This window comes from Streptomyces sp. NPDC045968 (assembly GCF_056430475.1).
In genome coordinates this window covers 232,768-252,081 of the sequence record NZ_JBWKLF010000007.1, presented here as the reverse complement: position 1 = coordinate 252,081, position 19,314 = coordinate 232,768, and the positions used below count along the sequence as shown (strand labels likewise).

General features: G+C 72.4%; 18 protein-coding genes. 14 read left to right on the top strand and 4 right to left on the bottom strand.

Annotated elements, in window-relative coordinates; translation table 11 throughout:
* Positions 1–6 precede the first annotated feature (6 nt).
* Positions 7–831, bottom strand: coding sequence for a hypothetical protein (locus AC07FA_RS21675; protein ID WP_479077525.1), 825 nt, complete (start codon positions 829–831; stop codon positions 7–9).
* 155 nt (positions 832–986) lie between these two features.
* On the opposite strand from AC07FA_RS21675, the gene AC07FA_RS21670 reads away from it, so the two are divergent.
* Positions 987–2,057, top strand: coding sequence for a hypothetical protein (locus AC07FA_RS21670; RefSeq protein ID WP_479077524.1), 1,071 nt, complete (start codon positions 987–989; stop codon positions 2,055–2,057).
* 72 nt (positions 2,058–2,129) lie between these two features.
* Entirely contained in the window at positions 2,130–3,074 is a 945-nt protein-coding gene (locus AC07FA_RS21665; protein ID WP_479077522.1) for a DUF2510 domain-containing protein, read from the top strand.
* Positions 3,075–3,093: 19 nt separating this feature from the next.
* Here AC07FA_RS21665 and AC07FA_RS21660 read toward each other — a convergent pair whose 3' ends face one another.
* The gene (locus AC07FA_RS21660) at positions 3,094–4,296 is read right to left on the bottom strand and encodes an amino acid deaminase/aldolase (RefSeq protein ID WP_479077520.1); all 1,203 of its coding nucleotides are present in this window, start codon (positions 4,294–4,296) and stop codon (positions 3,094–3,096) included.
* A 607-nt stretch (positions 4,297–4,903) separates the two neighbouring features.
* Here AC07FA_RS21660 and AC07FA_RS21655 point away from each other — a divergent pair.
* Both AC07FA_RS21655 and mycP read left to right on the top strand, forming a co-directional pair.
* On the top strand, positions 4,904–5,782 hold the full coding sequence (locus AC07FA_RS21655; RefSeq protein ID WP_479077519.1) for a hypothetical protein: 879 nt from the start codon (positions 4,904–4,906) through the stop codon (positions 5,780–5,782).
* Positions 5,779–6,981 (top strand): type VII secretion-associated serine protease mycosin, encoded by a 1,203-nt coding sequence (mycP, locus tag AC07FA_RS21650; protein WP_479077518.1) that lies wholly within the window; start codon positions 5,779–5,781, stop codon positions 6,979–6,981. The genes AC07FA_RS21655 and mycP overlap by 4 nt, the downstream gene beginning before the upstream one ends.
* On the opposite strand, the gene AC07FA_RS21645 is transcribed toward mycP, so the two are convergent.
* Positions 6,965–7,678 carry a serine hydrolase gene (locus AC07FA_RS21645; protein WP_479077516.1) on the bottom strand — a complete coding sequence of 238 codons (714 nt, stop codon included), beginning with the start codon at positions 7,676–7,678 and terminating at the stop codon, positions 6,965–6,967. The two genes, mycP and AC07FA_RS21645, sit on opposite strands and share 17 nt — an antisense overlap.
* A gap of 91 nt (positions 7,679–7,769) precedes the next feature.
* On the opposite strand from AC07FA_RS21645, the gene AC07FA_RS21640 reads away from it, so the two are divergent.
* On the top strand, positions 7,770–8,498 hold the full coding sequence (locus AC07FA_RS21640; protein WP_479077515.1) for an SseB family protein: 729 nt from the start codon (positions 7,770–7,772) through the stop codon (positions 8,496–8,498).
* Positions 8,499–8,600: 102 nt separating this feature from the next.
* On the opposite strand, the gene AC07FA_RS21635 is transcribed toward AC07FA_RS21640, so the two are convergent.
* Entirely contained in the window at positions 8,601–8,963 is a 363-nt protein-coding gene (locus AC07FA_RS21635) for a DUF1844 domain-containing protein (RefSeq protein WP_328909159.1), read from the bottom strand.
* A gap of 369 nt (positions 8,964–9,332) precedes the next feature.
* Here AC07FA_RS21635 and infC point away from each other — a divergent pair, with 369 nt between their 5' ends.
* From infC to AC07FA_RS21590, 9 genes are all read left to right on the top strand, one after another.
* Positions 9,333–10,037, top strand: a complete 705-nt coding sequence (gene infC / locus AC07FA_RS21630; protein ID WP_479077787.1) for a translation initiation factor IF-3 — start codon at positions 9,333–9,335, stop codon at positions 10,035–10,037.
* 124 nt (positions 10,038–10,161) lie between these two features.
* Entirely contained in the window at positions 10,162–10,356 is a 195-nt protein-coding gene (gene rpmI, locus AC07FA_RS21625) for a 50S ribosomal protein L35 (RefSeq protein WP_030918579.1), read from the top strand.
* Between the two features lie 105 nt (positions 10,357–10,461).
* Positions 10,462–10,845, top strand: a complete 384-nt coding sequence (rplT, locus tag AC07FA_RS21620) for a 50S ribosomal protein L20 (protein ID WP_007457565.1) — start codon at positions 10,462–10,464, stop codon at positions 10,843–10,845.
* A gap of 115 nt (positions 10,846–10,960) precedes the next feature.
* A complete protein-coding gene (locus AC07FA_RS21615) occupies positions 10,961–11,803 on the top strand; it encodes a TrmH family RNA methyltransferase (protein WP_479077513.1) in 843 nt (280 codons plus the stop codon).
* 122 nt (positions 11,804–11,925) lie between these two features.
* Positions 11,926–13,077: a sensor histidine kinase gene (locus AC07FA_RS21610; protein ID WP_479077512.1), complete on the top strand. Its 1,152-nt coding sequence runs from the start codon at positions 11,926–11,928 to the stop codon at positions 13,075–13,077.
* A 146-nt stretch (positions 13,078–13,223) separates the two neighbouring features.
* The gene (pheS, locus tag AC07FA_RS21605; protein WP_479077511.1) at positions 13,224–14,363 is read left to right on the top strand and encodes a phenylalanine--tRNA ligase subunit alpha; all 1,140 of its coding nucleotides are present in this window, start codon (positions 13,224–13,226) and stop codon (positions 14,361–14,363) included.
* A complete protein-coding gene (gene pheT, locus AC07FA_RS21600) occupies positions 14,363–16,876 on the top strand; it encodes a phenylalanine--tRNA ligase subunit beta (protein WP_479077509.1) in 2,514 nt (837 codons plus the stop codon). Before pheS ends, pheT begins: the two co-directional genes overlap by 1 nt.
* 432 nt (positions 16,877–17,308) lie before the next feature.
* Positions 17,309–18,649 (top strand): transcriptional regulator, encoded by a 1,341-nt coding sequence (locus AC07FA_RS21595; protein WP_479077507.1) that lies wholly within the window; start codon positions 17,309–17,311, stop codon positions 18,647–18,649.
* A gap of 87 nt (positions 18,650–18,736) precedes the next feature.
* Entirely contained in the window at positions 18,737–19,267 is a 531-nt protein-coding gene (locus AC07FA_RS21590; RefSeq protein WP_479077506.1) for an NUDIX hydrolase, read from the top strand.
* Positions 19,268–19,314: the final 47 nt, after the last annotated feature.

The window sequence follows — 19,314 nt, the reverse complement described above, 5'->3', positions numbered from 1 at the left end:
GTCCGTTCAGGACTGCGAGATGGCGTACGGGGCGAAGTCGTCCAGCATCAGGACCCACCCCTCGTCCCGGAAGATCCGGGTCCCTTCCTCCCGCAGCTCCGGCCGGCTGACCGCACGCTCCACCCAGGTCAGCGGATCGGGTCCGAGGAGGGCGTGGAGCCGGGGGGAGGCCTCCAGCAGGTCCTGGAGGAGCGCCGCCTGCTCCGCCTGCGCGGGCCGGGGCAGGCCGTCCGGGCCCGCGAGGACACCCATGGCGCTGGCGTACAGGTGCACCTCCTTCAGCGTCTCCCCGTGCGGCAGCCGCATCGGGAAGGCGTCTGCGGGCAGCAGGACGCGCTCGTAGAACGGGATCTCGGTCTCGTCGACCGCCTTGAGCTGATCGTCGTCCAGCCAGGTGACGGCCAGGGTCAGCTCGGAACGCTTGTCGGCGTACGGCGCGGTCGCCACGTACCCGGCGGGGTAGATGTGCGCGCACATCCCGATCGCGAGCCCGTGGGCCTGCACGGGGACCATCGGAACGGTGCCCGACAGCCCGCGGCTCACCAGCTTGTTGTTCAGCTGCGCGGGCGACGCGTTGGAGCCGACCGACACGGCGGCGTGGCGCTCCCGCAGCGGGGCCGTGCCGCGCGCTTCCAGGTGGGCGTCGAGCGGGACCGGACCCTGCGCGGTGAGTACGTTCCAGGTCTCGACGGGCCCCTGGCCGACCGTCAGCTCCAGCAGGGCTCCGTCGTCGAGGAGCGAGGGCGCGTCGATCGGCCGACCGGGATAGGTGAGTGGCTCCTTCGCCGGTACGGTCGCCAGGCCGAGGGCCTTGAGTGAACGATTCAGCACCTTGTCTCTCCTCACTGACGACGTCCTACGCGGCTGAGCTTGCCACACCTGACGGTAGGGCGGTTGCCCCGACGTGCGCCACACCGCCGAGCGGGATGCCGGCCCGGCTAGGATTGGTCCCTGCGGCTCAAGTGTCTTGCGGGGGAGGCGTTTTGATGATGCTGACGCGTGCGGTGATCAGTAGAAGGGGACATCCGCGATTCCGGACGTCACTGCGCTGGTGGATCGCCGAGCGCACGGTCCTGGGACTGGTCGGCCTGGTGATCGGCGGGCTCGTCCTGCTGTCGGCCCTGATCGCCGTGGGACTGACGCTCACACTCGACTCCCCGCGCGGCCAGGCCTCGCGCCTGGGAGACGGCGCGCAGCTGATCGACCTGACGATGCAGTCACTGCGCGCCTGCGTGGGCACGGACAGCATCACGCCGCAGGAAGGCAACACGGCGCAGGAGTTCCTCTCCACCACGGCTTCCGTGATCGGCGCCGTCGTCCCGGCGACGATGGTGGGTGTCGTCTTCATCAAGATGTTCTCCATGCGCCCCTTCGTCTGGCGCAAGAAGCTGAGCGTCTGTTACGCGCACCAGGCCGACGCCCGCGAGTTCGCCGAGGCGCACCGGGGCCGCGAGGAACGCATCATCGCCGTGCGGTTCTACAACCGGATGGAGAACCTCACCGTCATCGACCTGACGGCCCGGGTCTACCTCTGGTACCTGCGCAAGTCGCCGCACGACGGGACGCCGGTCTTCTACAAACAGCCCCTGCGCGTACTCGACCAGCAGGGCAACCCGGCCCAGGAGCGCAACTGGTTCGTCATGGACCGGGGTTCGCCCTTCACCGTGTGGGTCCCCGTCGAAGCGGCCGTCCCGACGCTGCCGATCACCGAGATCCAGGGCACCCGCCTGGACGGCGCGGAGTCCGTGAGAATCCTCGTCCGTCTGACAGGGAAGGCCGGCGGCCTGGGCACGGAGGTCTTCGGCGAGCGCTGGTTCGACCTGGACGGCGAGGACTTCGAGCTGGGCAGGTTCGCACCGCTCAAGCCGCAGGTGGACGCGGACATACGCCAGTGGGAGGGGTGGCGGACGTTCGACCACCTGCTCGCTTCCGAGGAGCACGGCCAGATTCTTCCGGAGCCCGTCAAGGACGCCGGCCCCACCGTGCGCGCGCTCGGCCGGCGCCGGCGCAGGCCGTTGTGGGCGGCGGCCGTCCGGCCGGCGCGGGACGGGAAGTGAGACGACGCCGCTTCGGCACCCGGCAGGGCGCCGCCTCCGGGGTCCCGGAGGCAGGGCCCTAAGGTAGGACGGATGAGCAACGCGACACCGCCCGGCTGGTATCCGGACGCGGGGGCACCCGGTACCGAGCGCTGGTGGGACGGCGTGGCATGGACCGCGCACACCCGCCCGCTCGGCGCCGCCGCTCCCGCCGCCCACCAGGCGTACGCGCCACCGGAGTTCGGAGCCCCGCACGCTCCGCGACAGCGCCCCGGGGGCAGGACCGGGATCGTCCTCATGACCCTGGCCGGCCTGGCCGTCGTCGCCGCTGCCGTCACCGGAGCCGTCCTGCTCGGCAAGGACGACGGCGCCACGAAACCGGAGGCCGCGCCCAGCAGCTCGGCCCCGGCCCCCACGGGCAGCGCGTCCTCGGACGCCCCGGCGCCCGGTGCCACCCCGTCGGACGACCCGGCCGTGCTCGTCGACCAGCTCAACGGGATCACCCTGCCCGTCCCGAAGGGCTGGGAGAAGCCGGAGAACACCTTCGGGGACGCGACGACGACGATGCGCACGCTCGTCTCCTACCGGTGCCCCGGCGACTCGGGACACTTCTGCTACCACGGCACGGTCACCAGCCGCACGGTGGGCTCCACCGATCTCACCACCGTCGAGGCGCTGGCCAAGGCGGACATCAAGACCGCCGCGGACAACGCGTACGAGGAGAACTCCCTCGGCGACCGCGTCCACGGCGGCATCAGGTCCCACGAGGAAATCGCGTCCACCTCGGTCACCGTGGCGGGACGTACCGGCTATCTGGTGCGCTGGCGGGTCACCACGGGCAAGGGGCCCGGTGGCTATGTGCAGTCCCTCGTCTTCCCCTCGGCCCTGGGCAGCGAGACGCCGGTCATCGTGCGCTTCGCCTTCGACGCGGGCCAGGACGGCCTGCCGCTCTCCCTCATGGACACCATCACCAAGGGCATCCGCCCGGTCGGCGACAGCGCGACGAGTGGGGGAGTGGGCAGCTCGATCGCGCCCTGAGCCCTCGGGGGCGGGCCCGTCAGAGGAAGGTCAGGCCCTCACCGCGGTACGTCGGGACGGTCGCCGTGATCCGGTCGCCCTCGATCAGCCGGAGCTCGTCGAAGCGCTCGCACAGCTCACCGGCCTTCGCGTGCCGGAACCACACCTTGTCGCCGATCAGCAGATCGTCGGCGGGGGAGCCGAGCAGCGGGGTCTGCACCTCGCCCGGACCCTCCTGCGGGTCGTAACGCAGCCCTTCCGGCAGATACGGGACGGGCAGCCGGTCGGGGCCCGCCGCCCCGGACGCGGGATAGCCGCCACCGAGCACCGTCACCACGCCGACGCCGGGCCGCCGCACCACCGGCTGGGCGAACAGGGCGGCCGGGCGGCCCGTGAACGACGTGTAGTTGTCGAACAGCCGCGGTACGTAGAGTCCCGAACCCGCCGCGATCTCGGTCACCGCGGACTCGGCCGCCGTGTGCTGCACGCTGCCGGTGCCGCCACCGTTCACGAACTCCAGGTCCGGCGTGACCGCGCGCACCGCCCGCACGACCTCGGCCCGCCGCGCGGCCAGTTCCTTACGGGCCGCGGCCTGCATCAGCCGGACCGCCCGTGACCGCAGCGGCCGCCCGGCGACGGAGTCGCCGACGCCGGCGACATGACCCTCGTACGCCATCAGCCCCACCAGCCGGAAGCCCGGCCTGCGGGCCACCGAGCGGGCCAGCTCCGCCAGTTGGGCGGGCGAGCGCAGCGGGGAGCGCAGCGCCCCGATCCTGACCCGGCCGCCCAGCAGCCGCAGCGAGGTGTCCAGCTCCAGACAGACCCGGATCTCCTCCAGCCCACCGGCCCGCGCGGCGTCGATCAGCTCCAGCTGGGACGGATCGTCGACCATGACGGTCACCGCCCCGGCGAGCTTCGGATCACCGGCCAGCTCGGCGAACGCGGCACGGTCGGCCGACGGGTAGGCCAGCAGTACGTCCTCGAAACCGGCCCGGGCCAGCCAGAGCGACTCCGCCAGGGTGAACGACATGATCCCGGCGAACCCGGGGCGCGCGAGCACCCGCTCCAGGAGGGCCCGGCAGCGCACCGACTTGCTCGCCACCCGGATCGGCTTGCCGGCGGCACGGCTCACCAGGTCGTCCGCGTTGGCGTCGAACGCCTCCAGATCGACCACGGCGAGCGGGGCGTCGAGATGGGCGGTGGCCCGGTCGTAGCGGGTCCGGTCAGCGGCGCGGGCAGTCATGGCCGCAGCTTGCCAGACGCCCGTACCGCTGGGTAGGGGGACGATCGGGGCAGATGCCCCGAGCCACGGCGTCCGTTCCCAACGGTGAGCCGCCAACCCGTAGAGTGACGGTCACGCGCTGACCAACGGGCCCGCCCGTGAGGGCGGTCCGCGGGCGGTACGAGGACGCGAACCAGGGGGCCGGATGAGTACCGAAGCGCAACGCGCTCCCGTGCCACCCCGCCCGACCACCCCGCCCTCTCCGGCAACGAAGCAGGGACAGCGCCCCCCGGTGAGCCGGCCGCCGACGCAGCAGAATCCCCCGGCGGGCAGCCCGCCCGCACCGGCCCAGCCCCCCGCGCCCGCACACCAGCAGCTGAAGCCTCCTGTAAGCAGCCCGCCCGCCCCCACTCGGCCGCCCGCCCCCGCCGGCCAGCCGCCCTCGGCCGCGCAACCCCCCGCCCCTGCCGGTCCGCCGCCCGGGCCGGTTCGGGCCGGGCAGCCCTCGCCCGCCGAAACGACCGCGCGGTTGCGGCCGGTTGCTTCGGCGGGTCCGGCGGCCGGGGCGGGCCCCGGGGCACCCACCGGGGCGCCGCCCGCCGCCACGCGGCGCAGGCCCGTCGGGGCCGTGGACCTCTCCGCGGCGCCCGGGTCCGCGCAGGTGCCGTACCCGAAGCCCTACGCGCCGTCCCCGTACGCCTTCGCCGAGACACCCGTGGAGACCACGACCCGGCTGCGTCCCGTACGGCCGCGCCACCCCGCGCGGACCGCGGGCGCCGCGGCCTGCGTCGTGCTCGGGCTCGGGCTGATCGGGGGAGCGGTCACCGGGACCTGGCTGACCGGTGACTCCTCGGCCGACCCCGGCGCCCGTACCGCGTACAGCGAGGGCCGGACGGCCTGGCACAGCGTGCCCGTCGGCACCCTCTTCCCGCCCACCCTCAAGGGCGACGGCGCGGGGCCCGGGGCCACGGACCGGGTCTGGACCCGGGTCGCCGTCGCCCCGGACAGCACCTGCGCCAAGGGCCTCGACCCGCTGCTCCTGAAGACGCTGCGCCCCGTCGGCTGCGCACGCATGGTGCGGGCCACCTACACCGACGCGACCAACAGCAGCGTCGTCACCGTCGGCATGGTCTTCACCGAGGCCGACGCGGAGGGCATGCGCGCCCTCAGCACCCGGTTCACCGGCCAGCGCCTCGACGGGCGCGCCGACCTGCTGCCCCGTACGTACGCCCCCGCGGGCACCGTCGCCGCCGGGTTCGGCGACCGGCAGCGTGCCAGCTGGACCGTCCACGTACTGACCGAGGTGCCCGTCGTCGTCTTCGCCGTCTCCGGCTTCGCCGACGGCCGCCCGGTCACCACGCCCCAGCCCGCCGCCGAGGCCATGGCCACGGGCGCGACGACGGCCGTCGCGCAGGCCGGGCTCGGCCACGAGGCGAAGGGCGTCGCGGACCGCGTCGAACGCGGCCTGCGCAGGACCGTCACCGAACTCACGGAGCAGCCGGAATGAGCCGCCGACGCCCGCCCGGACGCCGCCGCCGGGCCCTCACGGCGGCCTGCGCCGCGACCGCGTTCACCCTGGTCCCCGCCGCGCCCGCCCACGCCGACGGCATCCGTGACCAGCAGTGGGGCCTGGAGGCGCTCCACACCGACCGGGCCTGGCAGACCACCAAGGGCGAGGGCATCACGGTCGCCGTCCTGGACACCGGTGTCGACGCCACCCACCCGGACCTCGCCGGCCAGGTCCTGCCCGGCAAGGACCTGATCGGCTTCGGCGCCGAGCGCGGCGACCGGGCCTGGGCCCTGCACGGCACCGCGATGGCCGGGATCATCGCGGGCCGGGGCAGCGGCCCCGGCCGGGGCAACGGCGTCCTCGGTATCGCTCCCGAGGCCAAGATCCTCCCCGGCCGGGTGATCCTCGAGTCCAGCGACCCGTCCCGCGCCAAGGCCCGCACCTCCCGCGGCACCGCCCTCGCGGAAGGCATCCGCTGGGCCACCGACCACGGCGCGGACGTCATCAACCTCTCCCTCGGCGACGACAGCAAGTCCGCCCACCCCGAGCCCAGCGAGGACGCGGCCGTTCAGTACGCCCTGGCCAAGGGCGTCTCCGTGGTCGCGTCGGCCGGCAACAGCGGCGAGAAGGGCGACCGCGTCTCGTACCCGGCCGCCTACCCCGGCGTGATCGCGGTCGCGGCCGTCGACAAGTACGGCACGCACGCCGCGTTCTCCACCCGCCGCTGGTACGCCACCGTCAGCGCACCCGGCGTCGACATCGTCGTCGCCAACCCCGACCGCCACTACTACATCGAGTGGGGCACGTCCGCCGCCTCCGCGTTCGTCTCCGGGGCCGTCGCGCTGGTCCGCGCCGCCCACCCGGCGCTCACCCCCGCCCAGATCAAGAACCTCCTCGCGGACACCGCCCGCAACTCTCCGCCCGACGGCCGCGACGACGCCCGGGGCTACGGCCTCGTCGACCCGGCCGCCGCGATCGAGGCCGGTTCACGCATCCGTACCGCCAAGAACCCCGGCTCCGCCGCGACCGGCTACGGCAAGCAGTTCTTCGGCCCCGGCCCCACCCCCCGGCCCAAGGACGACAGCCCGGCGAACTGGCTGGCCCCGACCGCCGGCGGACTCGGCGCCGTACTGCTCGCGCTGGCCGTCGTCCTGTGGCGGAGCAGAGAGGGCCGGGGCCCTAACGGGCGTCGCTGACCGCTCCGACCGCCGCCGCGGCCACCGACTCGACGAGTGCGATGCCCGCCTCCTTCGTGGCGTGCCCACCGGAGAGCACGGCGACCAGATACGCACGCCCACCGGCGACGACCCGGCCGATGCTGTTGACGTCCCACAGCCCCGTCGTGGTCCGGGGCATCCAGCCGTTCTTCAGCGACCAGCCGGTGCCCGCCGCGGACACCCCCCACCGCTGGTCCGCCTCGACCTCTCCCATCAGCTCCCGCATGTACGCCCGCGCGTCCGCGGACAGCACGGACCGCCCGTCCGGGTCGAAGACCGCCCGGAGCAGACGCACCTGATCGGAGGCCGTGGTCTGTGTGAGCCCCCACGCCCGAGCGGCGGTCGTCGCGGTCAGCCCGAGCCTGACGTTGGCCGCGTCGAGCCCCTGCGCACCGCCGATCACCTGCCACAGCCGGGTGGCCGACGCGTTGTCGCTGCGCCGGATCATCGCGGCCGCGTATCCGTGCTCGGCACCGTTCAGCTCACGCCCCTCGTCCTGGGCCAGGAGGAGCAGGGCGGCCAGCACATCGACCTTGACGATGCTCGCGGTGTCGTACGTCACCGTGTCCCCGTACGCCGCGATGGCCCCGCCGCCGTCCGCCAGCACGGCCACGGACAGCGCCGCGTCGCCGATCAGCGGCGCCACCGCCTCGGCCAGCTCCGTGTCGAGATCCACCGCGGCCTCCTCGCTCGAACCGGACGATACGGCAGCGCCCCGCGCCCGACCTGTCGCCCAGGTGGGACAGCGGACCCACTACGCTCGTCACGTGGCGCTCAAGAACATCCCGGACCCCGGTTTCTCCGACGACGACGGCACGGCCGCTCCCGAGCTGACCGCGGCGCTCGCCGCGTGGTCCCAGGACCGCAAGGCCGTCGGCCCGGTCCTCGAAGCACTGCTCGGTGCCCGGCTGCTCGTTCCCGTCGTCGCCGTGCTCGGCGAGGTGGAGGAGGACGAGAGGGGACTGCGCCGTGAGAAGACCAGCGATATGGCGGTCCCGACCCTGCAAGCCGGTGACCGGCGCGCCCTGCCCGCCTTCACGTCCACCGCGTCGCTGGCCCTCTGGGACCCGGAGGCCCGCCCCGTCGCCGTACCCCTGCACCAGGCGCTCCAGGCCGCCGCGCACGAGAAGGCGGACACCGTGGTGCTCGACCTCGCGGGCCCCGTGGCCTTCGAACTGACCGGCTCCGCCCTGCGCGCCCTCGCCGAGAACCGGGCCAGCGCGGACCCGCTCGACGACCCGGCGGTCGTCGCCGCGGTACGGGACGTCGTCGCCGCCGAGCCCGCCGTGCTGCGCGCCCACCTCGGTCCCGGCCCGGCCGACGGCATCGTCGCCGTGGTCCTCGCCCCGGACGCCGTTCCCGCCGAGGCCGTGCAGCGGCTGGCAGGGGCCCTGGCGGCCAGCGAGGACCTGCGGGCCAGGCTGGTACGGGGCCTGGACCTGGCGCTGCTGCCCGCCGGCGCCGCCGCACCGAACACGCCCTTGTTCACCCGCTGATCTCCCCGGCACACACGAAGCGAGCCCGCCGCCTGTGACAGGCGGCGGGCTCGCTTCGCCGGAACGACCGGGACGTGTGGGAGAGGCGGCTTACCGGACGGACTAGCCGTAGACCGGACCGGTGTACTTCTCGCCCGGGCCCTGGCCGGGCTCGTCCGGGACGAGCGACGCCTCGCGGAACGCCAGCTGCAGCGACTTCAGGCCGTCGCGCAGCGGTGACGCGTGGAAGGTGCTGATCTCGGTGGTGCTCGCGTCCAGCAGGCCGGCCAGGGCCTGCACCAGCTTGCGGGCCTCGTCCAGGTCCTTGTGCTGGTCGCCGTCCTCGGTCAGGCCAAGCTTCACGGCGGCTGCGCTCATCAGGTTGACGGCGACCGTCACGATCACCTCGACCGCGGGGACCTCCGCGATGTCGCGGGCCATGTCGTCGAAGCCGGGGGATTCACTGCGGGGGGTCGCGTCACTCATGTCCCACACGATAAGGCCATGCTCAGACGTCCCCGACTGCGGGAGACGCTCCGTGCCCGGCCCCGGCCCACGACGCCTCGCGGGTTAGCAGCACCACCCCGAAGCTGCTAACCTTGTGTAACGACCGGCCGGACACCTATGTGCTCGGCCCACAAGTGGAGGCTCCGATCTCCCACCTGACCGTCCTCCGGGACGGCGGGTCACCGGTCAGGTGGCGCCCATCGTTCCGTACGGACGATGGAGCTGCCCGATGCGCCCCGCGGTTGACCGCGGCGGTGTTCCGGTATTCCCAGGAGCCCCGCCTGTGTCCCGTCCGGGGCATTTTTCGTGTCCCGTCACGGTTGGTCTTTCGAAACAGACACTACGCAACTGTCCGCCAGGCGGTCCGCGTGGTGCTACCGAGGAGGATCCATCAGCGCCGAGCCCCGCATCAACGACCGGATTCGCGTTCCCGAGGTGCGACTTGTCGGTCCCAGCGGCGAGCAGGTCGGGATTGTTCCGCTTGCCAAGGCCCTGGAGCTCGCACAGGAGTACGACCTCGACCTGGTCGAGGTGGCGGCGACAGCCCGTCCCCCCGTGTGCAAGCTCATGGACTACGGGAAGTTCAAGTACGAGTCGGCCATGAAGGCCCGTGAGGCGCGCAAGAACCAGGCGCACACGGTCATCAAGGAAATGAAGCTCCGGCCGAAGATCGACCCGCACGACTATGACACCAAGAAGGGTCACGTCGTTCGGTTCCTCAAGCAGGGTGACAAGGTCAAGATCACGATCATGTTCCGTGGTCGTGAGCAGTCCCGCCCCGAACTGGGCTTCCGACTGCTCCAGCGTCTCGCTTCGGATGTCGAGGACCTCGGTTTCATCGAGTCCAACCCGAAGCAGGACGGCCGGAACATGATCATGGTTCTGGGCCCGCACAAGAAGAAGACCGAAGCCATGGCCGAGGCCCGTGAGGCCCAGGCCGCCCGCAAGGCGGAGCGTCAGGGTTACGCCCACGACGCCGAGTCCGAGGGCGACGCAGCCGAGGCTCCGGCCGAAGCGGCCGAGGCTCAGGCCGAGACACCTTCCGAGGCGTGACCTCTGGGGGCTGCCATCCAGGCGCCCCCAGATCCCCCCGGAAAATCCCACCAATGATCTGACGCCCCTGCAGTCCGGTGCCCCGCACCGAGAGGGGCGCCACTGACGAGGAGAGAACGGCGCGATGCCGAAGAACAAGACGCACAGCGGTGCCAGCAAGCGCTTCAAGATCACCGGCTCCGGCAAGGTGCTCCGCGAGAAGGCCGGCAAGCGCCACCTGCTCGAGCACAAGTCGTCCAAGAAGACCCGCTCGCTGACCGGCACGGTCGTCGTGGCTCCGGCCGACGCCAAGAAGATCAAGAAGCTTCTCGGCAAGTGAGTCGCCGCCCCCGCTGATCCGGGGGCGCGATCTCGATCCGACCGGGACCAATTCGTTTCCGGGCCGTGTGGGTTCAACCACGGCCCCGCTACAAGGAGTTAACAAGTGGCACGCGTCAAGCGGGCAGTCAACGCCCACAAGAAGCGCCGGGCAATCCTCGAGGCGGCCAAGGGCTACCGCGGTCAGCGTTCGCGCCTGTACCGCAAGGCCAAGGAGCAGGTCACCCACTCCCTGGTCTACAACTACAACGACCGCAAGAAGCGCAAGGGCGACTTCCGTCAGCTGTGGATCCAGCGCATCAACGCCGCTGCCCGCCAGAACGGCATGACGTACAACCGCCTCATCCAGGGTCTGAAGGCCGCCAACATCGAGGTGGACCGCAAGATCCTGGCCGAGCTCGCGGTCAACGACGCCAACGCGTTCGCCGCGCTCGTCGAGGTGGCCCAGAAGGCCCTCCCGAGCGACGTCAACGCCCCGAAGGCCGCCTGATCCAGGCAGTCCTTCCAGGTTTCCGAGCCGGACCCGCAGGCGCCAGCCGTCTGCGGGTCCGGTGCGTTGCACCCCCGCTTTCGTTCCTCCGTACGCAGAGAGGCTGCCGCCGACCATGGGCACCCCCGAACTGATCTCCTCGCGATCGCCGCGCGTCGCGGCCGCCCGGCGGCTGGCCAAGCGAAACTTCCGCGGCAAGGAGCGCAGGTTCATCGCCGAGGGGCCGCAGGCCGTGCGCGAGGCCGCGGGGCACCGGGGCGGCGACGGTGAGCCGACACTGATCGAGCTCTTCGCCACCGTCGAGGCCGCCGAGCGCTACGCCGACATCGTCGACGCCGCCCACACCGCGGGCGCCCGGGTCCACCTCGCCGACGGCGACGTACTCGCCGACGTGTCCCAGACCGTCACCCCGCAGGGCCTCATCGGGGTCTGCCGCTTCCTCGACTCGCCGTTCGAGGACATCCTCGCCGCGAAGCCGAAGCTGGTCGCCGTGCTCGCCAACGTCCGTGACCCGGGGAACGCCGGTACGGTGCTGCGCTGCGCCGACGCGGCCGGCGCCGACGCCGTCGTGCTGACCGACGCGTCCGTGGACCTCTACAACCCCAAGTCGGTCCGGGCGTCCGTCGGTTCGCTGTTCCATCTGCCGGTCGCCGTGGGCGTGCCCGTCGAGCAGGCGGTGCGCGGGCTGCGGGACGCGGGCGTGCGCATCCTCGCCGCGGACGGCGCGGGCGACGACGACCTCGACGACGAGCTGGACGCCGGCACCATGGGCGGGCCGACCGCCTGGGTCTTCGGCAACGAGGCGTGGGGGCTCCCCGAGGAGACGCGGGCCCTGGCCGACGCGGTGGTCCGGGTGCCGATCCACGGCAAGGCGGAGAGCCTCAACCTCGCGACGGCGGCGGCCGTGTGCCTGTACGCCTCCGCACGCGCCCAGCGCCCTCGGCGTACGGGCCTCTAGACCCTGGCGCCCGGGGATCGTCGGCCATTCGATCCCGCAGGGTGTCGCTCGTTCCCCGACGACTAGTAGGGTGACGAACTCGGGGGCCCACTGCACCGGTTCGAGAGGTGGGGTACGGGAATATGGCAGTCGGCATGAGCAGGCCGCGGGAGACGCACACGGCCGTCGCGCGCGCCGAACCCGCCCCGCGGGAGGAGCCCGTCACCGTCATCGGACCTGGTGACCTCGACCCGGACGATCTGCCCGACGGCCTGGTCGTCGCCGACGAGACCGGCAGGGTCATCTGCTTCAACTCCGCCGCGGCCCGGATCACCGCCACTCCGCGGGCCGCCGCACTCGGCCGCCCGCTGGAGCACGCGCTGCCCCTCGAAGACCTCAAGGGCAGACGCTGGTGGACCCTTACCGATCCGTACGGGGGACTGGCCACCCGCGTCGGCCAGCCGGAGCGGAATCTGCTCCTGCCCGGCGGGCGCGAGGTCCTGGTCTCCGCGCGGTACGTACGCGAGAGCCCGACCGGGCCGGTGCGCCGCCTGGTGGTCTCCCTGCGCGGCACCGAGGCCCGCCGCCGCACCGAGCTCAGCCACGCCGAACTGATCGCCACCGTCGCCCATGAGCTGCGCTCGCCGCTGACCTCGGTCAAGGGCTTCACCGCGACCCTGCTCGCCAAGTGGGAGCGGTTCACCGACGACCAGAAGCGGCTGATGCTGGAGACGGTCGACGCCGACGCCAACCGCGTCACCCGGCTCATCGCCGAACTGCTCGACATCTCCCGGATCGACTCCGGCCGCCTGGAGCTGCGCCGCCAGCCCGTGGACATCTCCGCCGCCGTGGAACGCCACGTCCAGGCCCACATCGCCACCGGTCAGGCGCCCGACCGCTTCCTCGTACGCACCCGGCGGCCGCTGCCCGCGCTGTGGGCCGACCCCGACAAGGTCGATCAGGTCCTCGGCAACCTCCTCGAAAACGCGGTGCGCCACGGCGAGGGAACCGTCACCATTGAGATCGCCCCCGCACCCGCGCCGGCGAAGAGTGACGAGACAGGAACGGCAGTCACCGTGAGCGACGAAGGTCCCGGCATCCCCGAGGAGTCGATGGGCCGTGTCTTCACCCGCTTCTGGCGGGGGAGCAAGCGCGGCGGCACGGGCCTGGGCCTGTACATCGTCAAGGGCATCGTCGAGGCGCACGGCGGCACGATCACCGTCGACCGGGGACCCGGCGGCGGCGCCGAATTCCGATTTATCCTGCCTGTGAGCGCTCCCGCCTACCTGGCGTGAGCCGCCCACAGGCTTCTTCGCCTCCATGGGGCCCTTAGACTCGACCTTTGGCACCTTTGTGTCCTCCAGGCGTCGAGCGGGGCCACGGGGGTCCGGGGGTATCCCCCGGTAAGAGCAGTATCAGCCAATCGGAAGCACGGGAAGAGATGTCGGCACCGAACAAGTCGTACGACCCAGTCGAGGTCGAGGCACTGAAACCGGAAGAGATCGAGCGCATGCGGGACGAGGCGTTCGCCGCCTTCGCGGCCGCCGGCGACCTCGACGCGCTCGCCCAGGCGAAGACCGCGCACACCGGTGGTACCTCGCCCCTGTCGCTCGCCAACCGGGAGATCGGCGCGCTGCCGCCGCAGGCCAAGGCCGAGGCGGGCAAGCGCGTGGGCCAGGCCCGCGGCGCCGTCTCCAAGGCGCTCGCAGCCCGTCAGACGGAGCTGGAGGCCGAGCGGGACGCCCGGGTCCTGGTCGAGGAGGCGGTCGACGTCACCCTGCCGTACGACCGCACCCCGGCAGGCGCGCGGCACCCGCTGACCACGATCATGGAGCGCGTCGCCGACGTCTTCGTGGGGATGGGCTACGAGATCGCCGAGGGCCCCGAGGTCGAGGCGGAGTGGTTCAACTTCGACGCCCTGAACTTCGTGCCCGACCACCCGGCCCGGCAGATGCAGGACACGTTCTTCGTCCAGGGCACCACGCCCGACGGCAAGCCGACCACGGGCGACGAGTCCGGCATCGTGCTGCGTACGCACACCTCGCCGGTCCAGGCCCGCTCCCTGCTCAGCAGGAAGCCCCCCGTCTACGTGGTCTGCCCCGGCCGGGTCTACCGCACCGACGAGCTCGACGCCACGCACACCCCGGTCTTCCACCAGATCGAGCTGCTGGCCGTCGACGAGGGCCTCACCATGGCCGACCTCAAGGGCACCCTCGACCACATGGTCCAGGCGCTCTTCGGCCCGGACATGAAGACCCGGCTTCGGCCGAACTTCTTCCCGTTCACCGAGCCGTCCGCCGAGATGGACATGGTCTGCTACGTCTGCCGCGGCGAGTCCGTCGGCAACCCGGACCGCCCCTGCCGCACCTGCGGCAGCGAGGGCTGGATCGAGCTGGGCGGCTGCGGCATGGTCAACCCCAAGGTGCTCGTCGCCTGCGGTGTCGACCCCGAGAAGTACAGCGGATTCGCCTTCGGGTTCGGCATCGAGCGGATGCTGATGTTCCGCCACAACGTCGAAGACATGCGAGACATGGTCGAGGGTGACGTCCGGTTCACCCGGCCGTTCGGGATGGAGATCTGATGCGCGTCCCGCTTTCCTGGCTGCGGGAGTACGTCGACCTGCCGGCGACGGCGACCGGCCGTGAGGTACAGGCCAAGCTCGTCGCCGTGGGTCTGGAGGTCGAGACCGTCGAGCAGATCGGCGCCGGCCTCAAGGGCCCGCTGGTCGTCGGACAGGTCCTGACCATCGAGGAGCTGGAGGGCTTCAAGAAGCCCATCCGCTTCTGCACGGTCGACGTCGGCACGGCCAACGGCACCGGCGAACCGCAGGAGATCGTCTGCGGAGCCCGTAACTTCTCCGTCGGCGACAAGGTCGTCGTGGTCCTGCCCGGTGCCGTCCTGCCCGGCGACTTCGCCATCGCCGCACGTCAGACGTATGGCAAGACCTCCCACGGGATGATCTGCTCCACCGACGAGCTCGGCATGGGCGACGACGGTACGCACGGCATCATCGTGCTCCCGCCTGAGCACGAGGTCGGCACCGACGCGATCGAGCTCCTGGAGCTCGTCGACGAGGTCCTCGACATCGCCGTCACGCCGGACCGGGGCTACTGCCTCTCCATGCGCGGCGTCGCCCGTGAGACGGCCATCGCGTACGGGCTGCCGCTGCGCGACCCGGCCCTCCTCGACGTACCCGCGCCGAACGCGTTCGGCTACGCGGTCAAGGTGTCCGACCCCTTCGGCTGCGACCGCTTCACCGCCCGCACCGTGGTCGGTCTGGAGCCCGAGGCCCGTTCCCCGATCTGGATGCAGCGCCGTCTGCAGAAGGCCGGGATGCGCCCGATCTCGCTCGCCGTCGACATCACCAACTACGTGATGCTCGAACTCGGCCAGCCGCTGCACGCCTACGACCGGACGCTCGTCGACGGACCGATCGGGGTGCGCCGCGCCCAGCAGGGCGAGAAGCTCACCACGCTCGACGGCACCGTCCGGGTCCTGGACGCCGAGGACCTCGTCATCACCGACAACCGCGGGCCGATCGGCCTCGCGGGCGTCATGGGCGGCGCCAACACCGAGATCGCGGACGCCGCGGCCGGTGAGCACACCACCACCTCAGTCGTCATCGAGGCGGCGCACTTCGACGCGATCTCCATCGCCCGCACCGCGCGCCGCCACAAGCTGTCCTCCGAGGCGTCCAAGCGCTTCGAGCGCGGCGTCGACCCGGCCGCGGCCGCCGCCGCCGCGCAGCGCACCGTGGACCTGCTGGTCCTCCTCGCCGGAGGCACCGCCGAGGCGGGTGTCACCGAGATCAGCGCCCCGTCCGCGCCCCGCACCATCGCCATGCCCGCCGACCACCCCGACCGGGTGGCCGGAGTCGCGTACGGCCGGGAGACCGTCGTACGCCGCCTCCAGGAGGTCGGCTGCGACGTCTACGGGCAGGACGAGCTGATCGTCACGGTGCCTTCCTGGCGCCCCGACCTCGCCGAGCCGAACGACCTCGCCGAAGAGGTCATCCGGCTGGAGGGCTACGAGAACCTTCCGTCGACCCTGCCGACGCCGCCGTCCGGCCGCGGGCTCACCGACCGTCAGCGGCTGCACCGCCGCATCGGCCGGGCGCTCGCCGGAGCGGGCTACGTCGAGGCGCTGAGCTACCCGTTCATCGGTGACGCCGTCCTCGACCAGCTCGGTCTGGACAAGGACGACGCCCGCCGCCGTACGGTCACACTCGTCAACCCGCTCTCCGACGAGGAGCCGGCGCTGCGCACCACGCTGCTGCCGGGTCTTCTCGGCGCGCTGCGGCGCAACGACGGCCGCGGCAGCCACGACCTCGCGCTCTTCGAGACCGGTCTGGTCTTCCGGCCGACCGGCACCGAGACGCGGGCCGTCCGGCTTCCCGTCGACCGCCGTCCGACGGACGAGGAGATCGCCGGGCTCGACGCGGCGCTGCCGCGTCAGCCGCGCCGCGCCGCCGTCGTCCTCGCGGGCGCCCGCGAGCAGGCCGGCTGGTGGGGAGCGGGCCGCCCGGCCGACTGGGCGGACTCCATCGAGGCGGCCCGCACGATCGCCCGTGAGGCGGGCGTCGAGCTGACCGTCCGGAGCGATCAGCACGCGCCGTGGCACCCCGGCCGCTGCGCCGCGCTGTACGTCACGGTGAACGGCGAGGAGACGCTCTTCGGGCACGCGGGTGAGCTCCACCCGCGGGTCATCAAGGAGCTCCACCTGCCGGAGCGCACCTGCGCCATGGAGGTCGAGCTCGACGTCCTGGAGCAGGCCGTCGACGGCGCCCTCCAGGCGCCGCGGATCTCGGCCTTCCCGGTCGCGACCCAGGACGTCGCGCTGATCGTCGGGCAGGAGGTGACCGCCGCCGACGTGGAGCGTGCGCTGCGCGAGGGGGCGGGCGAACTCCTCGAATCCCTGCGGCTGTTCGACGTCTTCACCGGCGACCAGATCGGCGAGGGCAAGAAGTCCCTGGCGTACGCGCTGAGGTTCCGTGCCGCGGACCGCACGCTGACCGTCGAGGAGGCATCGGCCGCCCGTGACGCGGCGGTCGCACTGGCCGCCGAGCGGACCGGCGCGGTGCTGCGCGGCGCGTAGGAGCACCACTGCGGCGGGCAGCCGCCGGGAGCTGACAGCGAGGAGGGGCGTATCCGGCCACCGGATGCGCCCCTCCTGCGTGCTCGCCGTCGGGCGGGGGACCGCACGCGGACCCGGCCCGGGCCCGGGGGAACCCGGTTGCGGGCCGACCCGCAGCCACCCTCCGTTCCGTGGGCAGTGGGTCGTGCGATCCGGCGCCGTCCGCGCTGCCACGGAGTGTCGGGCAGGTCGGCAGAGCGGACGGCGCGGGTGCGGGTCGTCGGTCTGTACGAGGGGGAGCCGACGACCCGGCCGCCTCTTGCGAGACGACCCAGTCAACCGATTCGCCCCACGGCGCGACAGAGCGCGCGGCAGGACGGTTCGGGCATTCCGTTCACACCCCGTGTGAATCGTGCTGCACTAGGCTCGGTGCGACGCGCAACTGGGGGGGCAATGGAGCCCAACATCCTGCTCGAATCCCTGATCGACGAGGCCGGCGTGTCCCGGGCCGGCCTCGCCGGCCATGTCAACGGGGCCGGCCGGGCCCGCGGTCTGGACCTGCGGTACGAGCACACGGCGGTGGCCCGCTGGCTCAAGGGACAACGCCCGCGCGGGCAGGTGCCCGATCTGATCTGCGACGTCCTCGGGGCGCGCCTGCACCGCGCCCTCACCCTGGACGACATCGGCATGGGGCCCTGCGGCGGGAACGCGGTGGTGCACGGTTCCACCCTCACCGGATTCGTCGAGCGGGCCACCGCGCTGTGGCGTTCCGACGAACAGCGGCGCCCGCATGTCGTGGGCGCGTCCGCCGTCACCGGCACGACGGCGGTGATGCCCGTCTGGGAGTGGGAGAACCCGCCCGAGGACGCCGACGTCTCCCGGCCGGGCCCGGCCCGCGTGAGTCCGGCGGACATCGTGATGCTCCGCGCGGCCCGCGCGCACTACGAGCAGATGTACCGCAAGGCCGGCGGCATCGCGACCCGCTCGCGCATCGTCGGCTTCCTCAACGCCGAGACGGCGCCGCTGTTGCGCGGCGGCTACAGCGACACGACGGGGCGGCAGCTGCACCGGGCGGCCGGCGGACTCGTGGCCGTCGCCGGCATCTGCGCGTACGACTCCGACGCCCACGGTCTCGCCCAGCGCTACTTCCACCAGGCGTTGCGCCTCGCCAAGGCCAGTGGTGACCGGGGGCTGGGCGGCTATGTGATCGCGTTGCTGGTCAACCAGTCCCTCTTCCTGGCCGAATACCGCCGGTCCGTCGCGTTCGCCGAGGCCGCGCTGCGGGCGGCGGGCACCCACATCACACCGGCGCTGGCGGCCGATCTGTACGCGATGCAGGCCAAGGCGTACGCGCATCTCGGCGACGGCCACAACGCCCGTACGTGCATCCGCCGCGCTGAGGCGGAGGCCGACCGCATCCACCCGGGCCGGGAACCGGACGAGACGGGGTACGTCCAGCCGGGCCTGGTCAATGTGCAGGTGGCCGAGGCGCTACTCGGCCTCGGGGACCTGACGGGTGCCCGGGAGCACGCGGCGACAGCCGTGCGTACCCCGGCACACGACCGCGGTCAGGTGCACCGGCTGGCGATGCTCACCCATATCGAGCTGCGGCAGGGAGAGGCGGACCGGGCGGCGCGCACGGCCTCGGACATGGCCGAACGCGCCAGGGGCATGGAGTCCCGGCGGCTGCGCGACCGGCTCCGCTCGGTCCGCGAACAGCTGGCGGCGAGCGGCTGCGCCGAGGCCGAAGAGGCGGCCGGGATCATCGACGGAGCGCTGCGCGTGCCGCTGTGAGCTTCCCCCGGAAGGCCGCCGTCCGTTCCCCTGGCGGGCTGTCCCTGCTCCGATATTGCCATCGACTTGTCGGAAGGTGGCAGAACTGTGCAGTGGATGAACTTAAACGAGCACACGGTGTATCAAAACCGTTGGTTCCGGGTCAATCTGGCGGATGTCGTCCTCCCGGACGGACGGCACCTCGATCATTTCGTCATCCGGCTCCGCCCGGTCGCGGCGGCGACCGTCGTCAACGAGGCCAACGAGGTGCTGCTGCTGTGGCGGCACCGCTTCATCACCGACAGCTGGGGCTGGGAACTCGCGGCGGGCGTGGTCGAGGACGGCGAGGACATCGCCTCCGCAGCCGCCCGTGAGATGGAGGAGGAGACCGGCTGGCGCCCGGGTGAGCTGGAGCCGCTGATGACGGTGGAGCCCGCCAACGGTCTCGTCGACGCCAGGCACCATCTCTACTGGTCCAGGGAGGCCACGTACACCGGAGCTCCGACGGACGGCTTCGAGTCCTCGCGCCGCGAATGGGTGCCGCTCAAGCTGGTGCCCGACATGGTCGCCCGCGGCGAGGTGCCCGCGGCCAACATGGCGGCCGGACTGCTGATGCTCCATCACATGCGGCTGGGCTGACGGGAACCGGCACGCGCGAAGGGCCGGCCGGGGTGTGCCCCGGCCGG

Bases quoted from the DNA above. Each gene is read 5' to 3' on its own strand.
- rpmI (WP_030918579.1), top strand. From the start codon at position 10,162: ATGCCGAAGAACAAGACGCACAGCGGTGCCAGCAAGCGCTTCAAGATC.
- AC07FA_RS21660 (WP_479077520.1), bottom strand. From the start codon at position 4,296: ATGACTGCCCGCGCCGCTGACCGGACCCGCTACGACCGGGCCACCGCC.
- AC07FA_RS21665 (WP_479077522.1), top strand. From the start codon at position 2,130: ATGAGCAACGCGACACCGCCCGGCTGGTATCCGGACGCGGGGGCACCC.
- AC07FA_RS21595 (WP_479077507.1), top strand. From the start codon at position 17,309: ATGGAGCCCAACATCCTGCTCGAATCCCTGATCGACGAGGCCGGCGTG.
- AC07FA_RS21635 (WP_328909159.1), bottom strand. From the start codon at position 8,963: ATGAGTGACGCGACCCCCCGCAGTGAATCCCCCGGCTTCGACGACATG.
- mycP (WP_479077518.1), top strand. From the start codon at position 5,779: ATGAGCCGCCGACGCCCGCCCGGACGCCGCCGCCGGGCCCTCACGGCG.
- pheT (WP_479077509.1), top strand. From the start codon at position 14,363: ATGCGCGTCCCGCTTTCCTGGCTGCGGGAGTACGTCGACCTGCCGGCG.
- AC07FA_RS21615 (WP_479077513.1), top strand. From the start codon at position 10,961: ATGGGCACCCCCGAACTGATCTCCTCGCGATCGCCGCGCGTCGCGGCC.
- AC07FA_RS21610 (WP_479077512.1), top strand. From the start codon at position 11,926: ATGGCAGTCGGCATGAGCAGGCCGCGGGAGACGCACACGGCCGTCGCG.
- pheS (WP_479077511.1), top strand. From the start codon at position 13,224: ATGTCGGCACCGAACAAGTCGTACGACCCAGTCGAGGTCGAGGCACTG.
- AC07FA_RS21670 (WP_479077524.1), top strand. From the start codon at position 987: ATGATGCTGACGCGTGCGGTGATCAGTAGAAGGGGACATCCGCGATTC.